This is a genomic window from Proteus hauseri (genome assembly GCF_040139125.1).
Lineage (GTDB): Bacteria > Pseudomonadota > Gammaproteobacteria > Enterobacterales > Enterobacteriaceae > Proteus > Proteus hauseri_B.
This window is the reverse complement of sequence record NZ_JBEEUB010000003.1, coordinates 360,356-378,217: the sequence shown is the minus strand read 5'-3', so window position 1 is coordinate 378,217 and position 17,862 is coordinate 360,356. Positions and strand designations below refer to the sequence as shown.

Annotated in this window: 15 protein-coding genes and 1 other RNA gene; 9 read left to right on the top strand and 7 right to left on the bottom strand. The window is 36.2% G+C overall.

The genetic code is table 11. The annotated features are described in order from the left end of the window. Positions 1-5 precede the first annotated feature (5 nt). The 3 genes from mscS (at position 6) to ABN099_RS07640 (ending at position 2,487) form a co-directional block, all read left to right on the top strand. Positions 6-866 (top strand): small-conductance mechanosensitive channel MscS, encoded by an 861-nt coding sequence (gene mscS / locus ABN099_RS07650; protein ID WP_349463043.1) that lies wholly within the window; start codon positions 6-8, stop codon positions 864-866. A gap of 176 nt (positions 867-1,042) precedes the next feature. Beyond that, positions 1,043-1,672 carry an arginine exporter ArgO gene (gene argO, locus ABN099_RS07645; RefSeq protein ID WP_349463042.1) on the top strand — a complete coding sequence of 210 codons (630 nt, stop codon included), beginning with the start codon at positions 1,043-1,045 and terminating at the stop codon, positions 1,670-1,672. An 80-nt stretch (positions 1,673-1,752) separates the two neighbouring features. Then, positions 1,753-2,487 carry an oxidative stress defense protein gene (locus tag ABN099_RS07640; protein ID WP_349463041.1) on the top strand — a complete coding sequence of 245 codons (735 nt, stop codon included), beginning with the start codon at positions 1,753-1,755 and terminating at the stop codon, positions 2,485-2,487. Positions 2,488-2,561: 74 nt separating this feature from the next. On the opposite strand, the gene ABN099_RS07635 is transcribed toward ABN099_RS07640, so the two are convergent. Continuing rightward, positions 2,562-3,461: a LysR family transcriptional regulator ArgP gene (locus ABN099_RS07635; RefSeq protein ID WP_349463040.1), complete on the bottom strand. Its 900-nt coding sequence runs from the start codon at positions 3,459-3,461 to the stop codon at positions 2,562-2,564. Positions 3,462-3,622: 161 nt separating this feature from the next. Between ABN099_RS07635 and rpiA the strand changes: the two genes are divergently transcribed. Together rpiA and serA are read left to right on the top strand one after the other, a co-directional pair. After that, positions 3,623-4,279 (top strand): ribose-5-phosphate isomerase RpiA, encoded by a 657-nt coding sequence (gene rpiA, locus ABN099_RS07630; RefSeq protein WP_349463039.1) that lies wholly within the window; start codon positions 3,623-3,625, stop codon positions 4,277-4,279. Positions 4,280-4,551: 272 nt separating this feature from the next. Continuing rightward, positions 4,552-5,802: a phosphoglycerate dehydrogenase gene (gene serA / locus ABN099_RS07625; RefSeq protein WP_349463038.1), complete on the top strand. Its 1,251-nt coding sequence runs from the start codon at positions 4,552-4,554 to the stop codon at positions 5,800-5,802. 89 nt (positions 5,803-5,891) lie between these two features. Here serA and ABN099_RS07620 read toward each other — a convergent pair whose 3' ends face one another. The 6 genes from ABN099_RS07620 to zapA all read right to left on the bottom strand — a co-directional run bounded on the left by ABN099_RS07620 (position 5,892) and on the right by zapA (position 12,931). After that, positions 5,892-8,039 carry a type I secretion system permease/ATPase gene (locus ABN099_RS07620; RefSeq protein WP_432807489.1) on the bottom strand — a complete coding sequence of 716 codons (2,148 nt, stop codon included), beginning with the start codon at positions 8,037-8,039 and terminating at the stop codon, positions 5,892-5,894. Then, complete coding sequence (locus ABN099_RS07615) at positions 8,017-9,378, bottom strand: HlyD family type I secretion periplasmic adaptor subunit (RefSeq protein ID WP_349463037.1); 1,362 nt, start codon at positions 9,376-9,378, stop codon at positions 8,017-8,019. Before ABN099_RS07615 ends, ABN099_RS07620 begins: the two co-directional genes overlap by 23 nt. Before the next feature lie 2 nt (positions 9,379-9,380). Then, the gene (locus tag ABN099_RS07610; protein ID WP_349463036.1) at positions 9,381-11,450 is read right to left on the bottom strand and encodes a peptidase domain-containing ABC transporter; all 2,070 of its coding nucleotides are present in this window, start codon (positions 11,448-11,450) and stop codon (positions 9,381-9,383) included. 127 nt (positions 11,451-11,577) lie between these two features. Continuing rightward, positions 11,578-12,177 carry a 5-formyltetrahydrofolate cyclo-ligase gene (locus ABN099_RS07605; RefSeq protein ID WP_349463035.1) on the bottom strand — a complete coding sequence of 200 codons (600 nt, stop codon included), beginning with the start codon at positions 12,175-12,177 and terminating at the stop codon, positions 11,578-11,580. Positions 12,178-12,307: 130 nt separating this feature from the next. Further along, positions 12,308-12,491, bottom strand: a non-coding RNA gene (ssrS, locus tag ABN099_RS07600) — 6S RNA. Positions 12,492-12,601: 110 nt separating this feature from the next. Further along, entirely contained in the window at positions 12,602-12,931 is a 330-nt protein-coding gene (zapA, locus tag ABN099_RS07595; RefSeq protein WP_023581530.1) for a cell division protein ZapA, read from the bottom strand. A gap of 175 nt (positions 12,932-13,106) precedes the next feature. Here zapA and ABN099_RS07590 point away from each other — a divergent pair, with 175 nt between their 5' ends. From ABN099_RS07590 to ubiI, 4 genes are read left to right on the top strand one after another with little or no spacing between them, the layout of a single operon-like run. Next, positions 13,107-13,685 carry a YecA family protein gene (locus ABN099_RS07590; protein WP_349463034.1) on the top strand — a complete coding sequence of 193 codons (579 nt, stop codon included), beginning with the start codon at positions 13,107-13,109 and terminating at the stop codon, positions 13,683-13,685. Between the two features lie 50 nt (positions 13,686-13,735). Then, complete coding sequence (gene pepP / locus ABN099_RS07585; protein WP_349463033.1) at positions 13,736-15,046, top strand: Xaa-Pro aminopeptidase; 1,311 nt, start codon at positions 13,736-13,738, stop codon at positions 15,044-15,046. 13 nt (positions 15,047-15,059) lie between these two features. Continuing rightward, positions 15,060-16,232 (top strand): 2-octaprenyl-6-methoxyphenyl hydroxylase, encoded by a 1,173-nt coding sequence (gene ubiH / locus ABN099_RS07580; RefSeq protein ID WP_349463032.1) that lies wholly within the window; start codon positions 15,060-15,062, stop codon positions 16,230-16,232. A 28-nt stretch (positions 16,233-16,260) separates the two neighbouring features. Further along, positions 16,261-17,496 carry an FAD-dependent 2-octaprenylphenol hydroxylase gene (gene ubiI, locus ABN099_RS07575; RefSeq protein ID WP_349463031.1) on the top strand — a complete coding sequence of 412 codons (1,236 nt, stop codon included), beginning with the start codon at positions 16,261-16,263 and terminating at the stop codon, positions 17,494-17,496. Positions 17,497-17,862: the final 366 nt, after the last annotated feature.

Sequence of the window (17,862 nt, the reverse complement as noted above, 5' to 3'; positions counted from 1 at the left end):
GCCTAATGAATGAATTACCGGGTAGTTTAGATGAAGCAACAGGTTGGTTTGTTGCAAATCAAGACCTCTTTATTCAGTATGCGGTGAATATTATTGCAGCGTTTCTTATCTTATTTGTTGGTCTTTTTGTTGCCAAAATGATTGGAAAAGGGGTTGCTAGAGTCTTAACGCTACGTCATATCGATGCAACGGTAGTAACGTTCTTGTCTGTTTTAGTACGTTATACGGTTGTTGCTTTCACTTTAATTGCGGTATTAGGCAGATTAGGTGTACAAACTGCTTCTGTTATCGCGGTATTAGGTGCGGCTGGTTTAGCGGTTGGTTTAGCGCTACAAGGTTCACTTTCTAACTTTGCCGCGGGTGTATTAATTGTTATTTTCCGCCCAATTCGTGCGGGTGAATATGTCATGATAGGTGCTGTAGAAGGTACCGTGAGAGATGTACAGATTTTCTCAACCACTTTACGCTCAGCAGATGACCGCATTATCGTTATTCCAAATAGCAAAATAATCAGCAGCGAAGTTATTAACTTAACGCGAGAACCTGATCGCCGGACACAAATTATGGTTGGTGTCGCTTACGATGCTGACATAGATACAGTAAAAAAAGTGTTGGGTAATGTTGTTGCTAAAGATAAACGAATTCAGCATGAGAAAGGTGTGACTATTCGTTTACATGAAATGGCGCCTTCTTCATTAAACTTTGTCGTTCGTGTTTGGACAACAAATGGCGATGCATGGCCTGTTTATTGGGATCTAATGGAAGATTTTAAACGCACGTTAGATGCTCATAATATTGGTATTCCATTCCCACAAATGGATATTTATATGCATCAGCCACAAAATGCGACAGCTAAAGCTGAGTAATCTCACTAAAATAGATGCGATAGAGCCACGTTAACAACGTGGCTTTTTTGTATTATTTTACTGGATTACACGTATTAGTTTCTCTTATTAACAATAAGAATGATTCATTTCCTCTAATATCAAAATACACTTATTATTCAGCAAATATTTAACGAATAATTATTAAGGTATTTTGCATGTTCACGACTTTTTTTCAGGGTTTTATATTAAGTGCAGCAATGATTTTACCTATAGGTGCCCAGAATGCATTTGTTCTTCAACAAGGCAGCAAAAAACAATTTCACTTAATGAGTGCATTTTTATGTGCATTAAGTGATGTTGTATTAATTACTGCAGGTGTATTTGGTGGTAGTGCATTACTTAGTCAATCAGAAACATTGCTGTTACTTATTACTTGGGGCGGTGTTGCGTTTTTATTGTGGTATGGCTGGAGTGCATTTAAAACGGTATTTTCAAAAGATATTGAATTATCTCAAACTGCAAATCAGGTAAAAAGCCGCTGGCGTGTGATTGTCACATTAGTTGCTGTGACTTGGTTAAACCCTCATGTTTATCTCGATACTTTTGTTGTAATTGGAAGTATAGGGGGGCAATTAACTTCAGAACTGCGTCCTTGGTTTACGTTTGGTGCGATATTGGCATCAATTTGTTGGTTTTTTGCTTTAGCATTATTAGCCGCTTGGTTTTCTCCTGTGTTAAGCAAAGCGCGCGCTCAACGCATTATTAATCTTTTTGTTGGCTGTGTGATGTGGTTTATTGCTGTGCAATTAGCGGCTCAGGGATGGAAAATTATCTTTCAATCTTAAAGATCTTTACACGAGATGTGCTAATGTTCATTTTATCCGTCATAAGATGGTGTAACTTATTCTCTTGTCAGGAGGTTTTTGTGAAATTAAAAGCGACTGTATTAGCATCCGTGTTAGCGCTTGGGTTACCTTCCGCGGCTTTTGCTGCTGCTGAACCAGAAGGACCACATATTACAACATCGGGTAATGCAACTATTAAAGCCGCTCCTGATATGGCAACACTCAATATACAGGTCAGCGAAAGAGCAAAAGATGCAGCTCAGGCTAAAAAACAAGTTGATGAGCGTGTTGCAAAATACTTTGTTTTCTTAAAAGAAAATGGCGTAGTAAAAGAAGATATTGATGCAGCCAATATTCGTACTCAACCAAATTATGAATATGATAAAAAAACGGAACGTTCCGTGATTAACGGCTATACCGCAACACGTACAGTCAATGTCAAAATTAAAAAATTGGAACAACTTAATACGTTGCTTGATGGTGCATTAGCCGCAGGCTTAAATGAAATTAATAGTGTTGAGTTTGGTGTTAATAATTCAGAGCAATACAAAATAAAAGCACGTGAAGTTGCGATTAAAAATGCGATAGACCAAGCCAGCTCAGTGGCAAAAGGTTTTGGTGCTGATTTAGGTGCGGTCTATAGTGTGAGCTATCGTGCACCAGAAGCGACACCTTATCCAATCGCACAAGTTCGTATGGATGCAATGGCATTAAAAGCTCAAGCACCCGCTGCGGTACAGGAAACTTATGAACAACAAAGTATCGAATTTAAAGATTATGTTGATGTGGTCTTTGAATTAAAACGCACTAAATAATCTTGTTGTCATAAAAATAAAATAGGCTTCAATTGGAAGCCTATTTTTGTGTGAAGAAGATGAAATAATGAGTATCACTCTTCATCTTGTTTTAATACTTTTCGACCAAAATCAATCAATGCATCGGTGACTTTTCTCATGGTTCTGCTTTCAGGTGCAAAACGGTGCCAATAGAGCATTCGACGTTGGCAAAGCCCCGGAGTTAAATCAACGAGCTGACCATTTTTTAGTTCATCTGAAATTTGCAGATGTGGGATCATACAACAGGTTGAACCCTGTCTAGCCAATTGTACGAACGCTTCAGAAGAGTTAACAATATGGCAAGGAACACTACCAGGAGAGAGTCCGAAATTTTGTTGTAGAAATGCCTGATGCATATCATCAAGATGGTCAAAGGCGACCGCAGGCGCTTTTAATAACGATGATTTGGTTACACCATTAGCAAAATAACGTTGGGCAAAATCAGGTGAGGCGACAAATAAGTAGTCTAGCGCACCTAATTGATCTACTAAGCAACTTGGTAATGCTTGAGGTTGGATACTGATAGCACCAACAACTTCACCGCGTCTTAACCGCTCTTGAGTACGGGTTTCATCTTCAACTTGGATATTTAAACGGATCGGAAGTTGCGTTAAAACGGGGTGCAAAGCAGGAAGTAACCATGTTGCTAAACTATCCGCATTCACTGCTAAAGAGAGTAAAAGAGGCGTCGAACCACTATTTTCATCACCTAACCACTGTTCTTCTAATAATTCTACTTGATGTAATAATGCTAATAGTTTTTGTCCTTGCTCTGTCGGTTGCGGTGGGACAGTGCGTACCAGTAAAGGTTGCCCAAACAAGTTTTCTAACTGCTTGATACGCTGTGAAACGGCAGATTGAGTAATACATAGCTTTTGCGCGGCTCGTTCAAAGCCACGCTCTCGAATGACAGCATCAAGGGCTTGTAGTGCCCGATAATCAGGACGTTTCATTAACAGACTCTCTTTGATTTTATATTCTATTGCCTACTATGCCATATTTTTGTTTGTAATGAGTTAAAATGTTGCTTCTCAGTTTTTGATGTGTCTCCTGCTAGTTTTCAATGCAATATGCTATTCTTATTCCATTAATGTGATAAATAAGGTTTTTTTAAATGACTCAGGATGAATTAAAAAAAGCGGTAGGTTGGGCGGCGCTTGATTATGTAAAACCCGGCATGATTGTTGGTGTGGGTACCGGTTCAACTGCTTCTCATTTCATTGATGCATTAGCGACAATGAAAGGTCAAATCGAAGGAACCGTTTCAAGTTCAGTTGCATCAACTGAAAAACTGAAAAGCTACGGTATTCCTGTTTTTGACTGTAATGAAGTGGATTCTTTAGATATTTATGTTGATGGTGCTGATGAGATCAACCATCAAATGCAAATGATTAAAGGCGGTGGTGCGGCATTAACGCGTGAAAAAATAATCGCGGGTGTAGCAAAAACGTTTATCTGTATTGTTGATGAGTCTAAACAAGTTGATGTATTAGGTAAATTTCCTCTCCCTATTGAAGTTATTCCGATGGCTCGCTCTTTTGTCGCGCGCGAATTAGTTAAACTAGGTGGTCTACCTGAATATCGTGAAAATGTGGTTACTGATAATGGTAATATCATTTTAGACGTACATAATTTAACAATTCTTAATCCTATTGAGTTAGAAAATAAAATAAACAGTATCCCCGGTGTGGTAACGGTAGGATTATTTGCTAATCGTGGTGCAAATATCGTATTGATGGGAACCTCACAAGGCGTTAAAACAATCAAGTAATTGATAGAAAAATAGGTAACAGCGGTTACCTATTTTTTTCAAATTATTTCAAAAACCTTAAATACAGTGATATATATCACACGATAGTTATATCTCTACCTAAAATTCTGTCATTATCCCAGTCAAAATCATTTTGCTCGGTAGAAAATCACTTTATCTATCGCTTATTCTGCCATTGTGGCAATCGGTTGTATTGCGACAAAATCTATTTTTGTTATGTTGATGGGACAGGATTCAGTTTTCATACATGTAACAACGATAGGGCAGGGTAAATGGTTAAAGTATCTTTGGAAAAAGAAAAGATAAAGTTTCTACTACTGGAAGGTGTGCATCAAAGCGCAGTAGAAAATTTACGAGCAGCAGGTTATACCAATATTGAATATCACAAAGGCGCATTATCGGACGAAGAATTAAAAGAAGCTATCCGTGATGCTCGTTTTGTTGGTCTTCGTTCTCGTACTCACTTAACAGAAGAAATTTTTGCAGCAGCAGAAAAACTGGTTGCTGTTGGATGTTTCTGTATCGGGACTAACCAAGTTGATTTAGATGCGGCTTCCCGTCGTGGTATTCCTGTTTTTAATGCGCCATTCTCAAACACCCGTTCCGTGGCTGAGATGGTACTAGGCGAATTATTGCTTTTACTTCGTCGTATTCCAGAAGCGAATGCTAAAGCACACCGTGGTGTGTGGGATAAACAAGCTAAAGGCTGTTTTGAAGCGCGTGGTAAAAAACTGGGAATTATTGGTTATGGTCATATTGGTACTCAGTTAGGTATTTTAGCGGAAAGTGTTGGTTTAGATGTCTATTTTTATGATATCGAAAACAAATTGCCTTTAGGTAATGCAACACAAATTCGTCATCTGTCTGAATTGCTTAATATGTGTGATATTGTCAGTCTTCATGTACCAGAAACAGCATCGACCAAAAATATGATTGGTCATGAAGAAATTCAACGTATGAAACCAGGCTCTATTTTGATTAATGCTTCACGCGGTACGGTCGTGGATATCCCTGCATTAGCTCAAGCATTAGAATCTAAACACTTATCAGGTGCTGCTGTTGACGTATTCCCATCAGAGCCGGGTGCAAATAATGATCCTAACGATCCTTTTATTTCAGAATTAATTCAATTTGATAATGTGATACTGACACCACACATTGGTGGTTCAACACAAGAAGCACAGGAAAATATTGGCTACGAAGTAGCAGGTAAATTAGCGAAGTATTCTGATAATGGTTCAACGTTATCCGCAGTTAACTTTCCTGAAGTATCATTGCCAAGCCATAACGAAGATGTAAACCGTTTATTGCACATTCATGAAAACCGCCCTGGTATGATGAATAGCATCAACAAAGTATTCACAGAAGAGAATATCAACGTTGAAGCACAATATTTACGGACATCAGGCAATGTAGGTTATGTGGTTATTGACGTCACCACACAAACGAAAGCACAAGCTGAATTAGTGTTACAAAGAATTAAAGCGTTACCGGGTACTATTCGTGCTCGTATGTTGTATTAATTTTACTTTTATATTCGCTAATAAATAACATTAAGCAATAATGAAAGGCTCGAGTTAATTATCGAGCCTTTTTTATTTTTAGTAAAAAGTCACTGTGTTTGCTTATCCCATAATTGGCGATAAAGAGAGTGATTTTTTAATAGAGTAGAGTGTGTTCCCTCTTCTAGCACTCGGCCTTTATCAATAACATAAATATAATCTGATCGAGATATTGTGTTTAATCGATGAGCAATACTAATCACGGTTCTATTTTTACAGATAGTGGGTAAATTCGCTAAAATCTCAGCTTCAGATTGGTAATCAAGTGCTGAAGTTGCCTCATCAAGTATAAGAATACAAGGATTAGTTAATAGCGCTCTTGCTAAGGCAATCCGCTGACGCTGCCCGCCTGATAAGCAGCCACCTCTTTCGCCAACTTGGGTATTAAAGCCTTTAGGTAACTGTTCAATAAAATGAAAAGCACCCGCAAGTTTTGCTGCATCTATTATTTCATTTTCAGTACAGTGAGGTTTTGATAAACGAATATTCTCAGCAATAGTCCCCGTAAAAAGAAAGTTCTCTTGTAGTACGATACCAATGCTCTGTCGTAGAGATAAAGGATCCGCAATAGCGAGATCCATTCCATCGATATATATCTGACCCTGCTGTGGTGTATAAAATCGCTGAATTAAACGCGTAAGCGTACTTTTTCCTGAACCCGAAGGTCCAGTAATACCAATAAATTTACCCGCGGGGATTGATAATGAAAGTCGCTCGATAACATCAGGTGAATCGAGAGCGTAACGAAAGCGAACATTAGAGAAAACAATATTTCCTTGGATATTGGGCATGGTTGCAAGCCCTTGATGTTGGTGCTCTGTGGGGGAATTTAAAATATCACCAATGCGATGTAGTGAGATTGTTGTTTGCTGAAAATCTTGCCATATTTGCGCTAATCGTAATATTGGTTGGGTAATATGAGCGGCAAACATATTAAAGGCAACAAGTTCACCTACCGTGAGTTGTAAATTTATAATTAACTTTACGCCATACCATAAAATAATAGCGGTAGTAATCTTATGAATAATTGAAATTAGCTGCTGTGCTAAAAGCGCTGTCTTCGCGGCAGAAAAACGATTAAGAATATGAATAGTTATTTTATATTGCCATTTTTTTATAAATAGTTGTTCAGTTGCCGTAACTTTTATGCTCTCTATACCATTTATTGCTTCGGTTAATAAGCTAGTGTTATCTGCACTGGCTTGATATTCCAGCTCAACCCAATAACGAATAATAGGACCAATAATTAACCAAAGAAGAAAGTAGAGTACTAAAGCAGCAACCGTTATCCATGTTAATAATATAGAGTAAGAAAACATAACAGCAATAAAGAGCGTAATAAAAATCAGATCAAGTACCATCATAAAAGCAGAACCAGTAATAAATTGTCTGATATGTGATAGCTCTTGAATACGAGCAATAATTTGCCCTGATTGACGCTGATTAAAAAACAGATTAGGGAGATGAATTAAGTGCTGATAAGCTTTACCTGAAAACTCAGCGCTGAACTTGCAAGAAATAAAAGTATAAAGTTTATCTCTTAATAGTAGATAAAGTGGTTCTATTATAGCAATAAGAAACAATACACCACCTAAGACATGTAAACTTGAAAGACTACGACCTGTTAATACTTTATCAATAATTTTTTCGAAAATAATAGGGTTAATTAAGGCAAATAATTGAATGACACATGAAAGAATAAATAAAAGAAAGAGTGATTTTTTTTGGCGTAAAACAGATGGAATAAACCACCTTAAGCTAAATGTACTATTTTTGTTATTTTCTTTATGATAAATGGTTAGTAATGTTTTGAGTATCTCTTTATTTGTTAATATATATTCTTTTTTGTTTTTACTTTTTGTATCTAAAACAACAATTTTATCTTTTTTCTTCTTTTTTAAGATATACCAGTAATTATTAATTTCAATAAGCGTATTAATCGCGATATCTTCACTGCTGTTACTATTTAATGTGGAAAATTCACATTTTAGATTAAGATGATTAGCCGCTTCAATAACTTTCCATTTGGTTAAGTTGTTACTTTTACCTATAAGATGAATAATCTGTTTTTTGGTGATTTTACCTCTATGTAATTTAGCATAGTAGAGTAAGCCATCAAGAATAGATGAGTGATATAAATTTTCTTTTTCATTAATATCCATATATTTTTCACTATTATTTTTCTCTAAGTGCTTCATGACGATAAACTTCAATAGGACTAAGTATATAATCAATAACTCTGCGTTTATCTATAATAATTTCAGCAATTAATGACATACCTGTTGTAAGTTTATATTCATGCCCTTTCATATTGATAAATTGTGTATTTAATTCAATTAATGTTGGATAGACTAAGCCTAATTGTTCATGCTGTACTGAATCTTTTGCAATATTAATCACTTTACCTTCAATGGTGCCGTATCGAGTATAAGGATAAGCATCAATCTTGATAATTGCTTTTTGATCTTTATAAATAAAGGCAATATCTTTGTTAAGAACATTCACTTCTGCGATATTTTTGTTAGTATCAGGAACAATAACCATCACACTTTGTGCTGGTTGTAATACACCTCCTAATGTATGAGTTGTTAATTGCTGAACAGTACCAGTTACTGGTGAACGAATGACTTTCAACTGTTGCCGTTTTTCTAAATGACTAAGAGTTTGATTTAATATTAATATCTCACTTTCATATTGCTTATATTTATCGTGCCACTCTAGCGATTTTTGTTTAATTAGTTTGTCTAGGCTCTCTGTTAATAGATTTTTTTTGCTAGTCATAAGTATGAGTTCAGACTGCTTTAAATTTATCTGCCTTGTTATATCAAGTAATTCTTTCTCATTTTCCAAATACTCCATTCTACTAATAACTTTTTTATTAAGTAAGATACTCTTTATTTCTAATCTTTCATCTATATTTTTTTTTAGTTTATTTAGTGAGGTTAGATTGTTTATAATTGACATTTTATTTTTATTGTTTATTTCTATTTCAATATTTATATTGTTAACGTTGGAAATAAATTCATTTTTTTCTTTCTTATAACTTACTAAAATAGATTTTCTAATTTTATTATCAAGTTTATTAAATTGGTAAAGTGATTCTAATGGGCTGTCTTGGCTTAATGCTTGATAGCGAATTTTTAATATCATTGAATGATTAAGTTTGTTTTTTATACTTTTTATTTCTTCATCGATACCTAGTATATCTAACGTTAATAAAGGTGTACCTTGCTTTACATATTGTCCATTTTTAACATGAATTTGTGTGAGGCGACTTTGTTCATAAGCTTGGATATGTTGTGAATACCCTGTAATAATTAATCTACCTGTTGCTGATGCTTGTACATCAAGTTTTCCCAAATATGCCCAAACAATAAAAATAATAACACTTAAGGATAGAGTTATTGCTATATAGTGGCTATACGGTGTCGGCGGTTTTTTAATGATGGCGATGTGATTAGGATAAAAATCATAATTACTGTTTACTCCTTTATGAGAAAAAAAACGTGATATTACCGACTTTATTTTTAACTTCATTATTAACATCCTTGTTGAATATCCCAAAGCTTTTTATAGTGACTTTCTTTATTAATTAGCTGATGATGATTTCCTTGCTCTATAATCTCGCCATTTTCTAATACTATAATGCGTTGGCACTCTCTTACACTAGAAAGTCGATGGGCAATAATAATAACAGTTTTATCCTTTGCGATTAATGGCATATTTTTTTGAATAATAGATTGAGATTCATCATCTAGGGCGCTTGTTGCCTCATCAAAGATTAAAATTTTAGGTTTTGCTAAAAGTGCTCTTGCAATAGCAATTCTTTGGCGTTGACCACCAGATAAAGAGCTGCCTCCTTCTACAATTAATGTGTCATAACCGAGCGATAATTTTAGAATAAATTCATGAGCACCCGCTAATTTAGCTGCAACGATAACTTCATCCAGTGAAGCATCAGGAACAGAAAGGCGAATATTATCAAAAACGGTTAAATGAAATAGAAAGCTTTCTTGTAATACAAAGCCTATTTGTTGACGTAATACCATAGGATTAAATTGTGAAACAGGAGTGCCATCTATATAAACATGACCTTGTTGAGGAATATAAAGCGCAGAAATCATTCTAGCCAGTGTACTTTTTCCTGAACCAGATGTACCAACAATACCAATAACTTCATGTTCTTTTATATTAAGTGAGATCTGATTTAAAATAGGGACTGTATTGCTTTGATAATAAAAGCTAACATTATCAAAAATAATTTCGCCTTTAATATCTAGGGATAGTGTTGCTATCTCTTTTTCTTTAGGAAGATTAAGAATATCTTGTAAATTATAAATGGCTATTTTTGTTCTTATGTATTTTCCCCAGGTAGAAACTGCGGTGCTTAGTGGATATAAACAATGGCTTAATAACATATTAAAGGCAATTAGCTGACCTATTGTCATCGATAAATTAATAACTTCATAAGCACCAAACCATAAAATTAACGCAATAGTTATTTTCTGAAGCGAAGAGACAATAAAATTGGAAAGATTATCAATATTTTGTGATTTTAAATTTTGATAAATCAATTGATGAATCTGATTATTCCATTGTTGTGTAAATCGTGGTTCAAGAGAAAGACTTTTTATGGTTTCTATTCCACCGATGCTTTCTGTTAGAAATGCAGTATTAATCGCGGATTTATGATATAGCTGTTGAATTGATTGTTCTATTTTTGGTGAGATTATTTTGGCTAAAATAAAGTAAAGTGGAATGGTGGCAAGAAAGAGTAGTGTTAGTTTTAAAGAGAGAATAGCCATTATAAAAATAAAAACAAAAATAAATAAAAAATCTACTACAAGTAGTAATAAGGTACGAGTAATAAACTCTCTAATAATATCTAACTCTTTTACTCTGGCAACAATAGTGCCAGTTTGTCTATGTTTGAAATAACTAAGTGGAAGTTTAAATAAGTGCTTTGTTAGCTTTAAACTCAGTGACATGTCAATTTTATTTGCCGTGTGATGATAGATATACTCTCTTATTCCTTTTAGTGTTCCTTCTGAAATAGCGATAAATACTAAACCAATAATTAATACATCAAGTGTAGAAAAAGCTTGATGTATAATGACCTTATCCATAACCATCTGTATGGCTAAAGGTGTCGTCAGTGCTAAAATTTGCAAGATAAATGAGTAAAAAAGAACACTTCGAAAAGTAGCTTTATATTTCATAAAAACTGGATAAAACCATGCAATATTAAAGCTACTATTATTCTTGAATTCAATGTGATAGTAGGTTTCTTTTGCGAGTGTAATAAACTCTTTTCGATTTATTTTTTTTGTTTTATTGGAATTGGTATCAAGAATAAGAAATTCATTTTTGTTATTTTTTAATAAGATTAATATGTTTTTATTTTTATCAAAAAAAATAACAGGACTTGTGATATTTTTATTTAAAATGGAACTTATTTGTTTTTTCTTTATTTTGAATTTATAAAGTTTTTCTATTTCTTTAATATGTGTTGTTTCTTTTATTATATCTAGATTAATTGGATCTTTTTCCAATAAATGAAAAATAGTATTAATCGCATTTATTAGGTTGTTTTTCTTGTTATTATCCATCCTGGCGTTAATATCCTCAATATGTGAATTAATGATATAAAAACGCAGTTAACCCTATTGTTATTTTTTTAGATATAAAAAAACAAAGATATTTATTGGTAATGAATTGAGTTAATACATTGATAAATTAAGATGAAAAATGCCAAATTTTATTTGGTGTAATAATTTCAGGTAATGGTACGTCCCAATCAGCAACCGGAAGTTGTTCAACTTGCTGGCAAGTATGTGCAAGTCCTATTGGATAAAACGATTTTTGTTGCCAATTTTCTAATGTTCTATCATAAAAACCTCCACCCATGCCTAAGCGTTGACCTGATGAATCGAACGCAACAAGTGGTGTAAATATAATGTCGATCTCTGATAACGGAATAACATCATTTACATTAAGAGGCGGCTCTGAAATGTTAAATCGATTTTTTATCAATTGCGTTTTGTGGGTATAACGCAAAAAAAGCAGATGATGGCGATGAAAAGGGTGCAAAATCGGTAAGCAAATTTTTTTGTTTAGTGCCCATAATTGTAAGATCAAAGGTGCAGTATCAATTTCACCATCAAAAGAGAGAAAAAGGGCAATGGTATCAGCATCTTTGATTTTGGGATGAGAGAGAACGTTGTCACTAAGTTGTTGAGCAGCAAGTTGTTGTTGCTCAGGAGTAAGAGAACGCCTCTGTTGACGAATAGCTTTGCGAATTTGGTCTCTTTGCTGAAAAAGCAAGGCGTTTGTCATTTATCAGCCCATCAGTAAATTGTCAGTTTTAATGAGGAGTTGTCATTCTCATCAATCTATAAATCTAAGGATATAAAAAAAGCTCTAAACGCTAAGCATTTAAAAATACTTAATGTTTAGAACTTAGATGGAGGTCTCCAAGATGCCGCCGCAAGCTGTAACCCTTGAACCCATGGTCCAAGGTGAACATAGTGTTGTTACCATTAGGCTGCCTGAACGAATCGGGTATGCTCACAAGTAACAGATCACCACGTTCTATGTGTTTCGAATATCGGCTCAGGGGACTGGCCCGCTGGCAAACATCTCAGAGAAATTTGGTGGGTGCCGTTAAGCACCTTATCTATAAACTATTGTATTATTTTAATTGCAGAAAGCAACCTATTATCTGTTAATTTCGTGGTGTACGCATGCTTTCTGAACAAATCTACTTTGCAGTTGAAAAAGTGCGATCATGGTGCTTGCCTTGATCGTGTAAAGCTTGTTCAATGGACTGTTGTAGCATTTTTATTTTCTCTTCCATATTGTAGGCATAGTCTCTCGTTTTTAGCTTTTCTTCTGCCAACTCATGGCTCATATTCAATGCCACTATAAAAATTAAGTGCTCTGTGTTGGAAACACCACTGCGCTCCTTGAGATCTTGTAATCGTTGTTCAAGTTCAGCAGCAGAAGCCAGTAAAGCATCTCTTTGTTCTGGTGGGCAATTGACTCGTAATGAGCGCCCAAAAATTTGAAGATCAACGGGTTGTGCGGACATGATTCCTTCCTGACATAAAATCTGTGCTACGTACTGAGTAGTGTATACGGTTATAACGCTGTATTAAACGCTATTACAGCAAAAATTCCAATGATTAACATAGCTTAACTGGTACAGCGACTTCTATTGATGGTAGCATATCTTGAACTATTCCCCTAAATGCGACGTTTATTTTATGTCAAAAGAAAACACATTACCGAGTTATCAGTCTATCGACGCTTTATTACAGCAACATACTGTTCCTTTAACCGCTGCAGAAATGCATGGGTTGATAACAGGTTTTATTTGTGGTGCTGTCCGCGATAGTAGTTGGAAAACGCTGTTACATGATCTGACTAACGAAGGTTTAGCATTTCCTAAAACGTTATTAGACCCACTTGAAGCACTGTATCATGTAACTTATGAGCAACTCGATGACAGCGTATTCAATTTTTCTATGCTACTTCCTGCTGAATCAGATTCTATTTTTTTAAGAGCAGATGCACTTGCTGGTTGGGTAAACCATTTTCTTTTAGGTTTAGGTGTTGCACAGCCTAAACTATCTGAGCACAAAGAGCTTCTCGAAGTTATTACTGATTTACGTAATATTGGTGCATTAGGTTATGAAGAAGACGAAAATCAAGAAGAACTTGAAGATGCACTTGAAGAAGTTACCGAATATGTAAAAGTGTCGGTTCAACTTTGCTACATTACATTTGTTGCCCCAAAAGGCAAGGAAAGTGATGAACAAGATGAACAACGTATTTTACATTAATCACATCATTAATTAGAAATCATAAAGATAAAAGAAAGACAGGAGAGGGTATGAATAAGCAAGAATTTTTATCCCGTCGTCAGGCGTTATTAGCTCAGATGAAACCTGCTAGTGCGGCTATCTTTTTTGCTGCACCAACAGCGCAACGCAACGCTGATAGTGAATATCCTTATCGTCAGCATAGTGACTTCCTTTATCTGACCGGTTTTAGTGAACCAGAAGCGGTTCTTGTGCTGATTAAAAGCGATGAAACTCATAATCATAGTGTGCTGTTTAATCGTGTGAGAGATCTCACCGCAGAAATCTGGTTTGGTCGCCGTCTTGGTCAAGATGCGGCACCTGAAAAACTAGGCGTTGATAAAGCGTTACCTTATGAAGATGTTGGTGAACAGTTATATCAATTACTTAATGGATTGGATGTTGTTTATCATGCGCAAGGTGAATATGCTTTTGCGGATGAAATCGTGTTTAGTGCTTTAGATACCTTAAGAAAAGGCTCTCGTCGTAATTTAAAAGCGCCACAAACAGTTATTGATTGGCGTCCAATGGTTCATGAGCTACGCCTATTTAAAACGGATATTGAAATTGATTTAATGCGTAAAGCAGGTGAAATTTCGGCACTTGCACATACTCGCGCAATGCAAAAATGCAAACCGGGTATGTATGAATATCAACTTCAAGGTGAAATTGAGCATGAGTTTGTTTCTCATGGTGCACGTTTTCCGTCTTATAACAGTATTGTTGGCAGTGGTGAAAACGGATGTATTTTGCACTACACCGAAAATGAAACCAAAATGCGTGATGGGGATTTGGTCCTAATCGATGCTGGATGTGAATATGCAGGCTATGCCGGTGATATTACGCGCACATTCCCTGTTAATGGTAAATTTACGCGTCAACAACGTGAAATTTACGACATTGTTTTAAAATCAATCAATGTCTCTCTCGAATTGTACAAACCTGGTACAAGTATCAAAGAAGTCACCGAGCATGTGGTGTATATCATGGTCGAAGGACTCGTAAAACTGGGCATTATGCACGGTGAAGTCGAACATTTGATCGAAACAAAAGCTTATCAGCGTTTCTTTATGCATAGCCTCAGTCATTGGTTAGGGCTTGATGTTCATGATGTTGGTCATTATGGCGTCGAACGTGACCGTATTTTAGAACCAAGAATGGTACTGACTATTGAACCGGGTCTTTATATTGCACCAGATGCTGATGTACCGCAGGAATATCGCGGTATTGGTATTCGCATCGAAGATGATATTTTAATTACAGAAACGGGCAATGAGAATCTCACCGCATCTGTAGTTAAAGATGCTGATGACATTGAAGCACTAATGGCAGGAAAAATTTAAGGCTAATATCCACATGAACGTGATTATCGTTGGTGGTGGAATGGCGGGAGCAACACTTGCACTCGCGCTTTCTGCGCTAAATAAAGGTAAAATTTCAATATCATTAATTGAAACGTCAGAGCCTGACAAAGGTCATCCGGGGTTTGATGCCAGAGCAATAGCACTTGCCCATGGTACTGCAAAGCGATTAGAACAAATTGGTATTTGGTCAACGCTTAAGCCTTTTGTTACACCAATTAATCATGTTCATGTTTCTGATAGAGGACATTGTGGTTTTGTTAATATAAGTGCGCAAGACTACGCTATTTCAGCGTTAGGCTACGTAATAGAGCTGCACGACGCAGGTCGTCAGCTTTTCGCTCAATTAAAAAAACAGTCCAATATTCAGTTATATTGCCCAGCTAAAGTTGAGCATGTGCATCGTGATATCGACGCTGTTGAAGTGACGCTTAATGATGGTACTCGGTTAAAAGGTGATTTATTGGTTGCCGCCGATGGAACACATTCAGCAATAGCACATCAGTGCCATATTCAATGGCAACGTGAACGTTATGAGCAAGTCGCGGTTATTGCCAATGTAAAAACAGAAATTGATCCGCAAGGTAAAGCCTTTGAACGCTTTACTGAATTTGGTCCTTTAGCGATGTTACCCATGAGTGAGGGGCGCAGTTCCCTTGTATGGTGTCATCCAATGGCGAAACAGGCTGAAATAGCGCAATGGGATGATAAAACAACGATTGCTCATTTACAGCGTGATTTTGGCTGGCGATTAGGACGCATTGAGCATATAGGTAAGCGCAATAGCTATCCTCTAGTATTACAAAAAGCGAATCAAATTATCAGCCATCGCCTTGCGCTAGTTGGAAATGCGTCACAAACGCTTCATCCTATTGCAGGACAAGGTTTTAATCTTGGTCTACGAGATGTGATGGCATTGGCTAATACATTAACCAAAGCAATTAATTCAGATGTTGATATCGGTAGCTATCAAGTGCTATCTCAATATCAGCAACTTCGCCAAAACGATAGAGAAGAGACGATTGGAATAACGGATGGGTTAGTTAAAGTATTTGCTAACCGCTGCATGCCTTTAATTATATCGCGCAATATTGGATTAATGGCGATGGAACTTATTCCTGCTCTACGTAATAGATTGGCACACCAAACCTTAGGTTGGACAGACTAAGTATAATTGTTTTTAGGATACTTTTATTATGAAATCATTTGATGTTGTTATTGCTGGTGGTGGAATGGTAGGGCTTGCATTAGCCTGCGGATTACACGGGTGTGGTTTACGTATAGCGATAATAGAAAATCACCCTGTAACGGAACATTTTCACTCGCAAGATGATTTTTCATTACGGGTATCAGCAATTAATACGGCAAGTGAGTTACTGCTTAAAAAATTAGGTGTATGGGAAAATCTCAATGCATTACGAGCAACACCCTATCAAGGTATGGAAGTGTGGGATCAAGATAGTTTTGGTCGCATTCAATTCTCTGCTCAAAAAGAAGGGTTTACTCATCTAGGCTCTATCATCGAAAATCATTTAATCCGCGAAGTACTTTGGCAAAAATGCGAAAGTTACAGTGATATTACGTTTTACTCACCCGCTCAAATTGAACGTATTGTGTGGGGTGAAAATGATGCTTTTATTACACTTGATAATGGTGAGATGCTAACCGCCAGATTAGTCATCGGCGCTGATGGCGCTAACTCTTGGTTACGCAAAAATGCAGATATCCCACTCACTTTTTGGGATTATGAACATCACGCGTTGGTTGCGACTATTCGCACTGAACAGCCTCATAACAATGTCGCTCGCCAAGTCTTTCATGGTGAAGGCATTTTGGCATTTCTGCCATTATCAGATCCACATACCTGTTCTATCGTTTGGTCTTTACCGGGAAATCTTGCTCAAGAGTATAAAAATGCAGATAAAACCCTGTTTGAGCGCACCTTGGGCGTTACTTTTGATATGAGCTTAGGGCAATGTGAACTGATAAGTGAACGCATGACGATTCCTTTAACGGGGCGTTATGCTCGTCAATTTGCGGCTCCTCGCTTAGCGTTATTAGGAGATGCGGCACATACCATTCATCCTTTAGCTGGACAGGGTGTAAATCTTGGGTTTATGGATGTCGCAGAACTTATTGGTGAAATCCGTCGCTTAAAAGCAGAAGGCAAAGATTTTGGCGAATATCTCTATTTAAGACGTTTTGAGCGTCGTCGTAAACATGCTGCTGCGGTCATGTTAGCAAGTATGCAGGGATTTAGAGAGCTATTTGCTGGTAATAATCCCGTCAAAAAGTTAGTAAGAGATATTGGTCTTTCGTTAGCAGATAGTTTACCGGGCGTAAAACCTAAGTTGCTTGAGCAAGCGATGGGGGTTTCTGATTTGCCAGAATGGTTAAGTGGTAAAAATTCCACTTCAGTTGAAAAAATCTAATTCACCGCCCATTTCACATTACTTTTTTTTATGCTTAGCTGAAAAAATAGAACTAAAAAAATCTATTTTTTCAGCCTATTCTTTGTGATACCTCCCCTTTTTCAGTAATTCTTCGCTAAAAATGAGTGTTGAACCGCATATTTGCAATCATTAGTTCTGCATACTTATAGCTCTCCTTTATCATTGAATAAGGGAATACCCTATTTTAACTTATGGTTTATTTTTTCTCACAATGATAAGTTCAAGGGAAAGGTATCGTTTGCGTTATATGTTAATTGCTCATAATTGTTAAATGTATGTTTAGAATTAGCGTTGATTTAGTGGTTAATTCTATGATTTTTAATTACGTTTTATTTTATATTTAAC

Bases quoted from the DNA above. Each gene is read 5' to 3' on its own strand.
- mscS (WP_349463043.1), top strand. From the start codon at position 6: ATGAATGAATTACCGGGTAGTTTAGATGAAGCAACAGGTTGGTTTGTT.
- argO (WP_349463042.1), top strand. From the start codon at position 1,043: ATGTTCACGACTTTTTTTCAGGGTTTTATATTAAGTGCAGCAATGATT.
- ABN099_RS07635 (WP_349463040.1), bottom strand. From the start codon at position 3,461: ATGAAACGTCCTGATTATCGGGCACTACAAGCCCTTGATGCTGTCATT.
- rpiA (WP_349463039.1), top strand. From the start codon at position 3,623: ATGACTCAGGATGAATTAAAAAAAGCGGTAGGTTGGGCGGCGCTTGAT.
- serA (WP_349463038.1), top strand. From the start codon at position 4,552: ATGGTTAAAGTATCTTTGGAAAAAGAAAAGATAAAGTTTCTACTACTG.
- ABN099_RS07620 (WP_432807489.1), bottom strand. From the start codon at position 8,039: ATGAAGCACTTAGAGAAAAATAATAGTGAAAAATATATGGATATTAAT.
- ABN099_RS07615 (WP_349463037.1), bottom strand. From the start codon at position 9,378: ATGAAGTTAAAAATAAAGTCGGTAATATCACGTTTTTTTTCTCATAAA.
- ABN099_RS07610 (WP_349463036.1), bottom strand. From the start codon at position 11,450: ATGGATAATAACAAGAAAAACAACCTAATAAATGCGATTAATACTATT.
- ABN099_RS07605 (WP_349463035.1), bottom strand. From the start codon at position 12,177: ATGACAAACGCCTTGCTTTTTCAGCAAAGAGACCAAATTCGCAAAGCT.
- zapA (WP_023581530.1), bottom strand. From the start codon at position 12,931: ATGTCCGCACAACCCGTTGATCTTCAAATTTTTGGGCGCTCATTACGA.
- ABN099_RS07590 (WP_349463034.1), top strand. From the start codon at position 13,107: ATGTCAAAAGAAAACACATTACCGAGTTATCAGTCTATCGACGCTTTA.
- pepP (WP_349463033.1), top strand. From the start codon at position 13,736: ATGAATAAGCAAGAATTTTTATCCCGTCGTCAGGCGTTATTAGCTCAG.
- ubiH (WP_349463032.1), top strand. From the start codon at position 15,060: ATGAACGTGATTATCGTTGGTGGTGGAATGGCGGGAGCAACACTTGCA.
- ubiI (WP_349463031.1), top strand. From the start codon at position 16,261: ATGAAATCATTTGATGTTGTTATTGCTGGTGGTGGAATGGTAGGGCTT.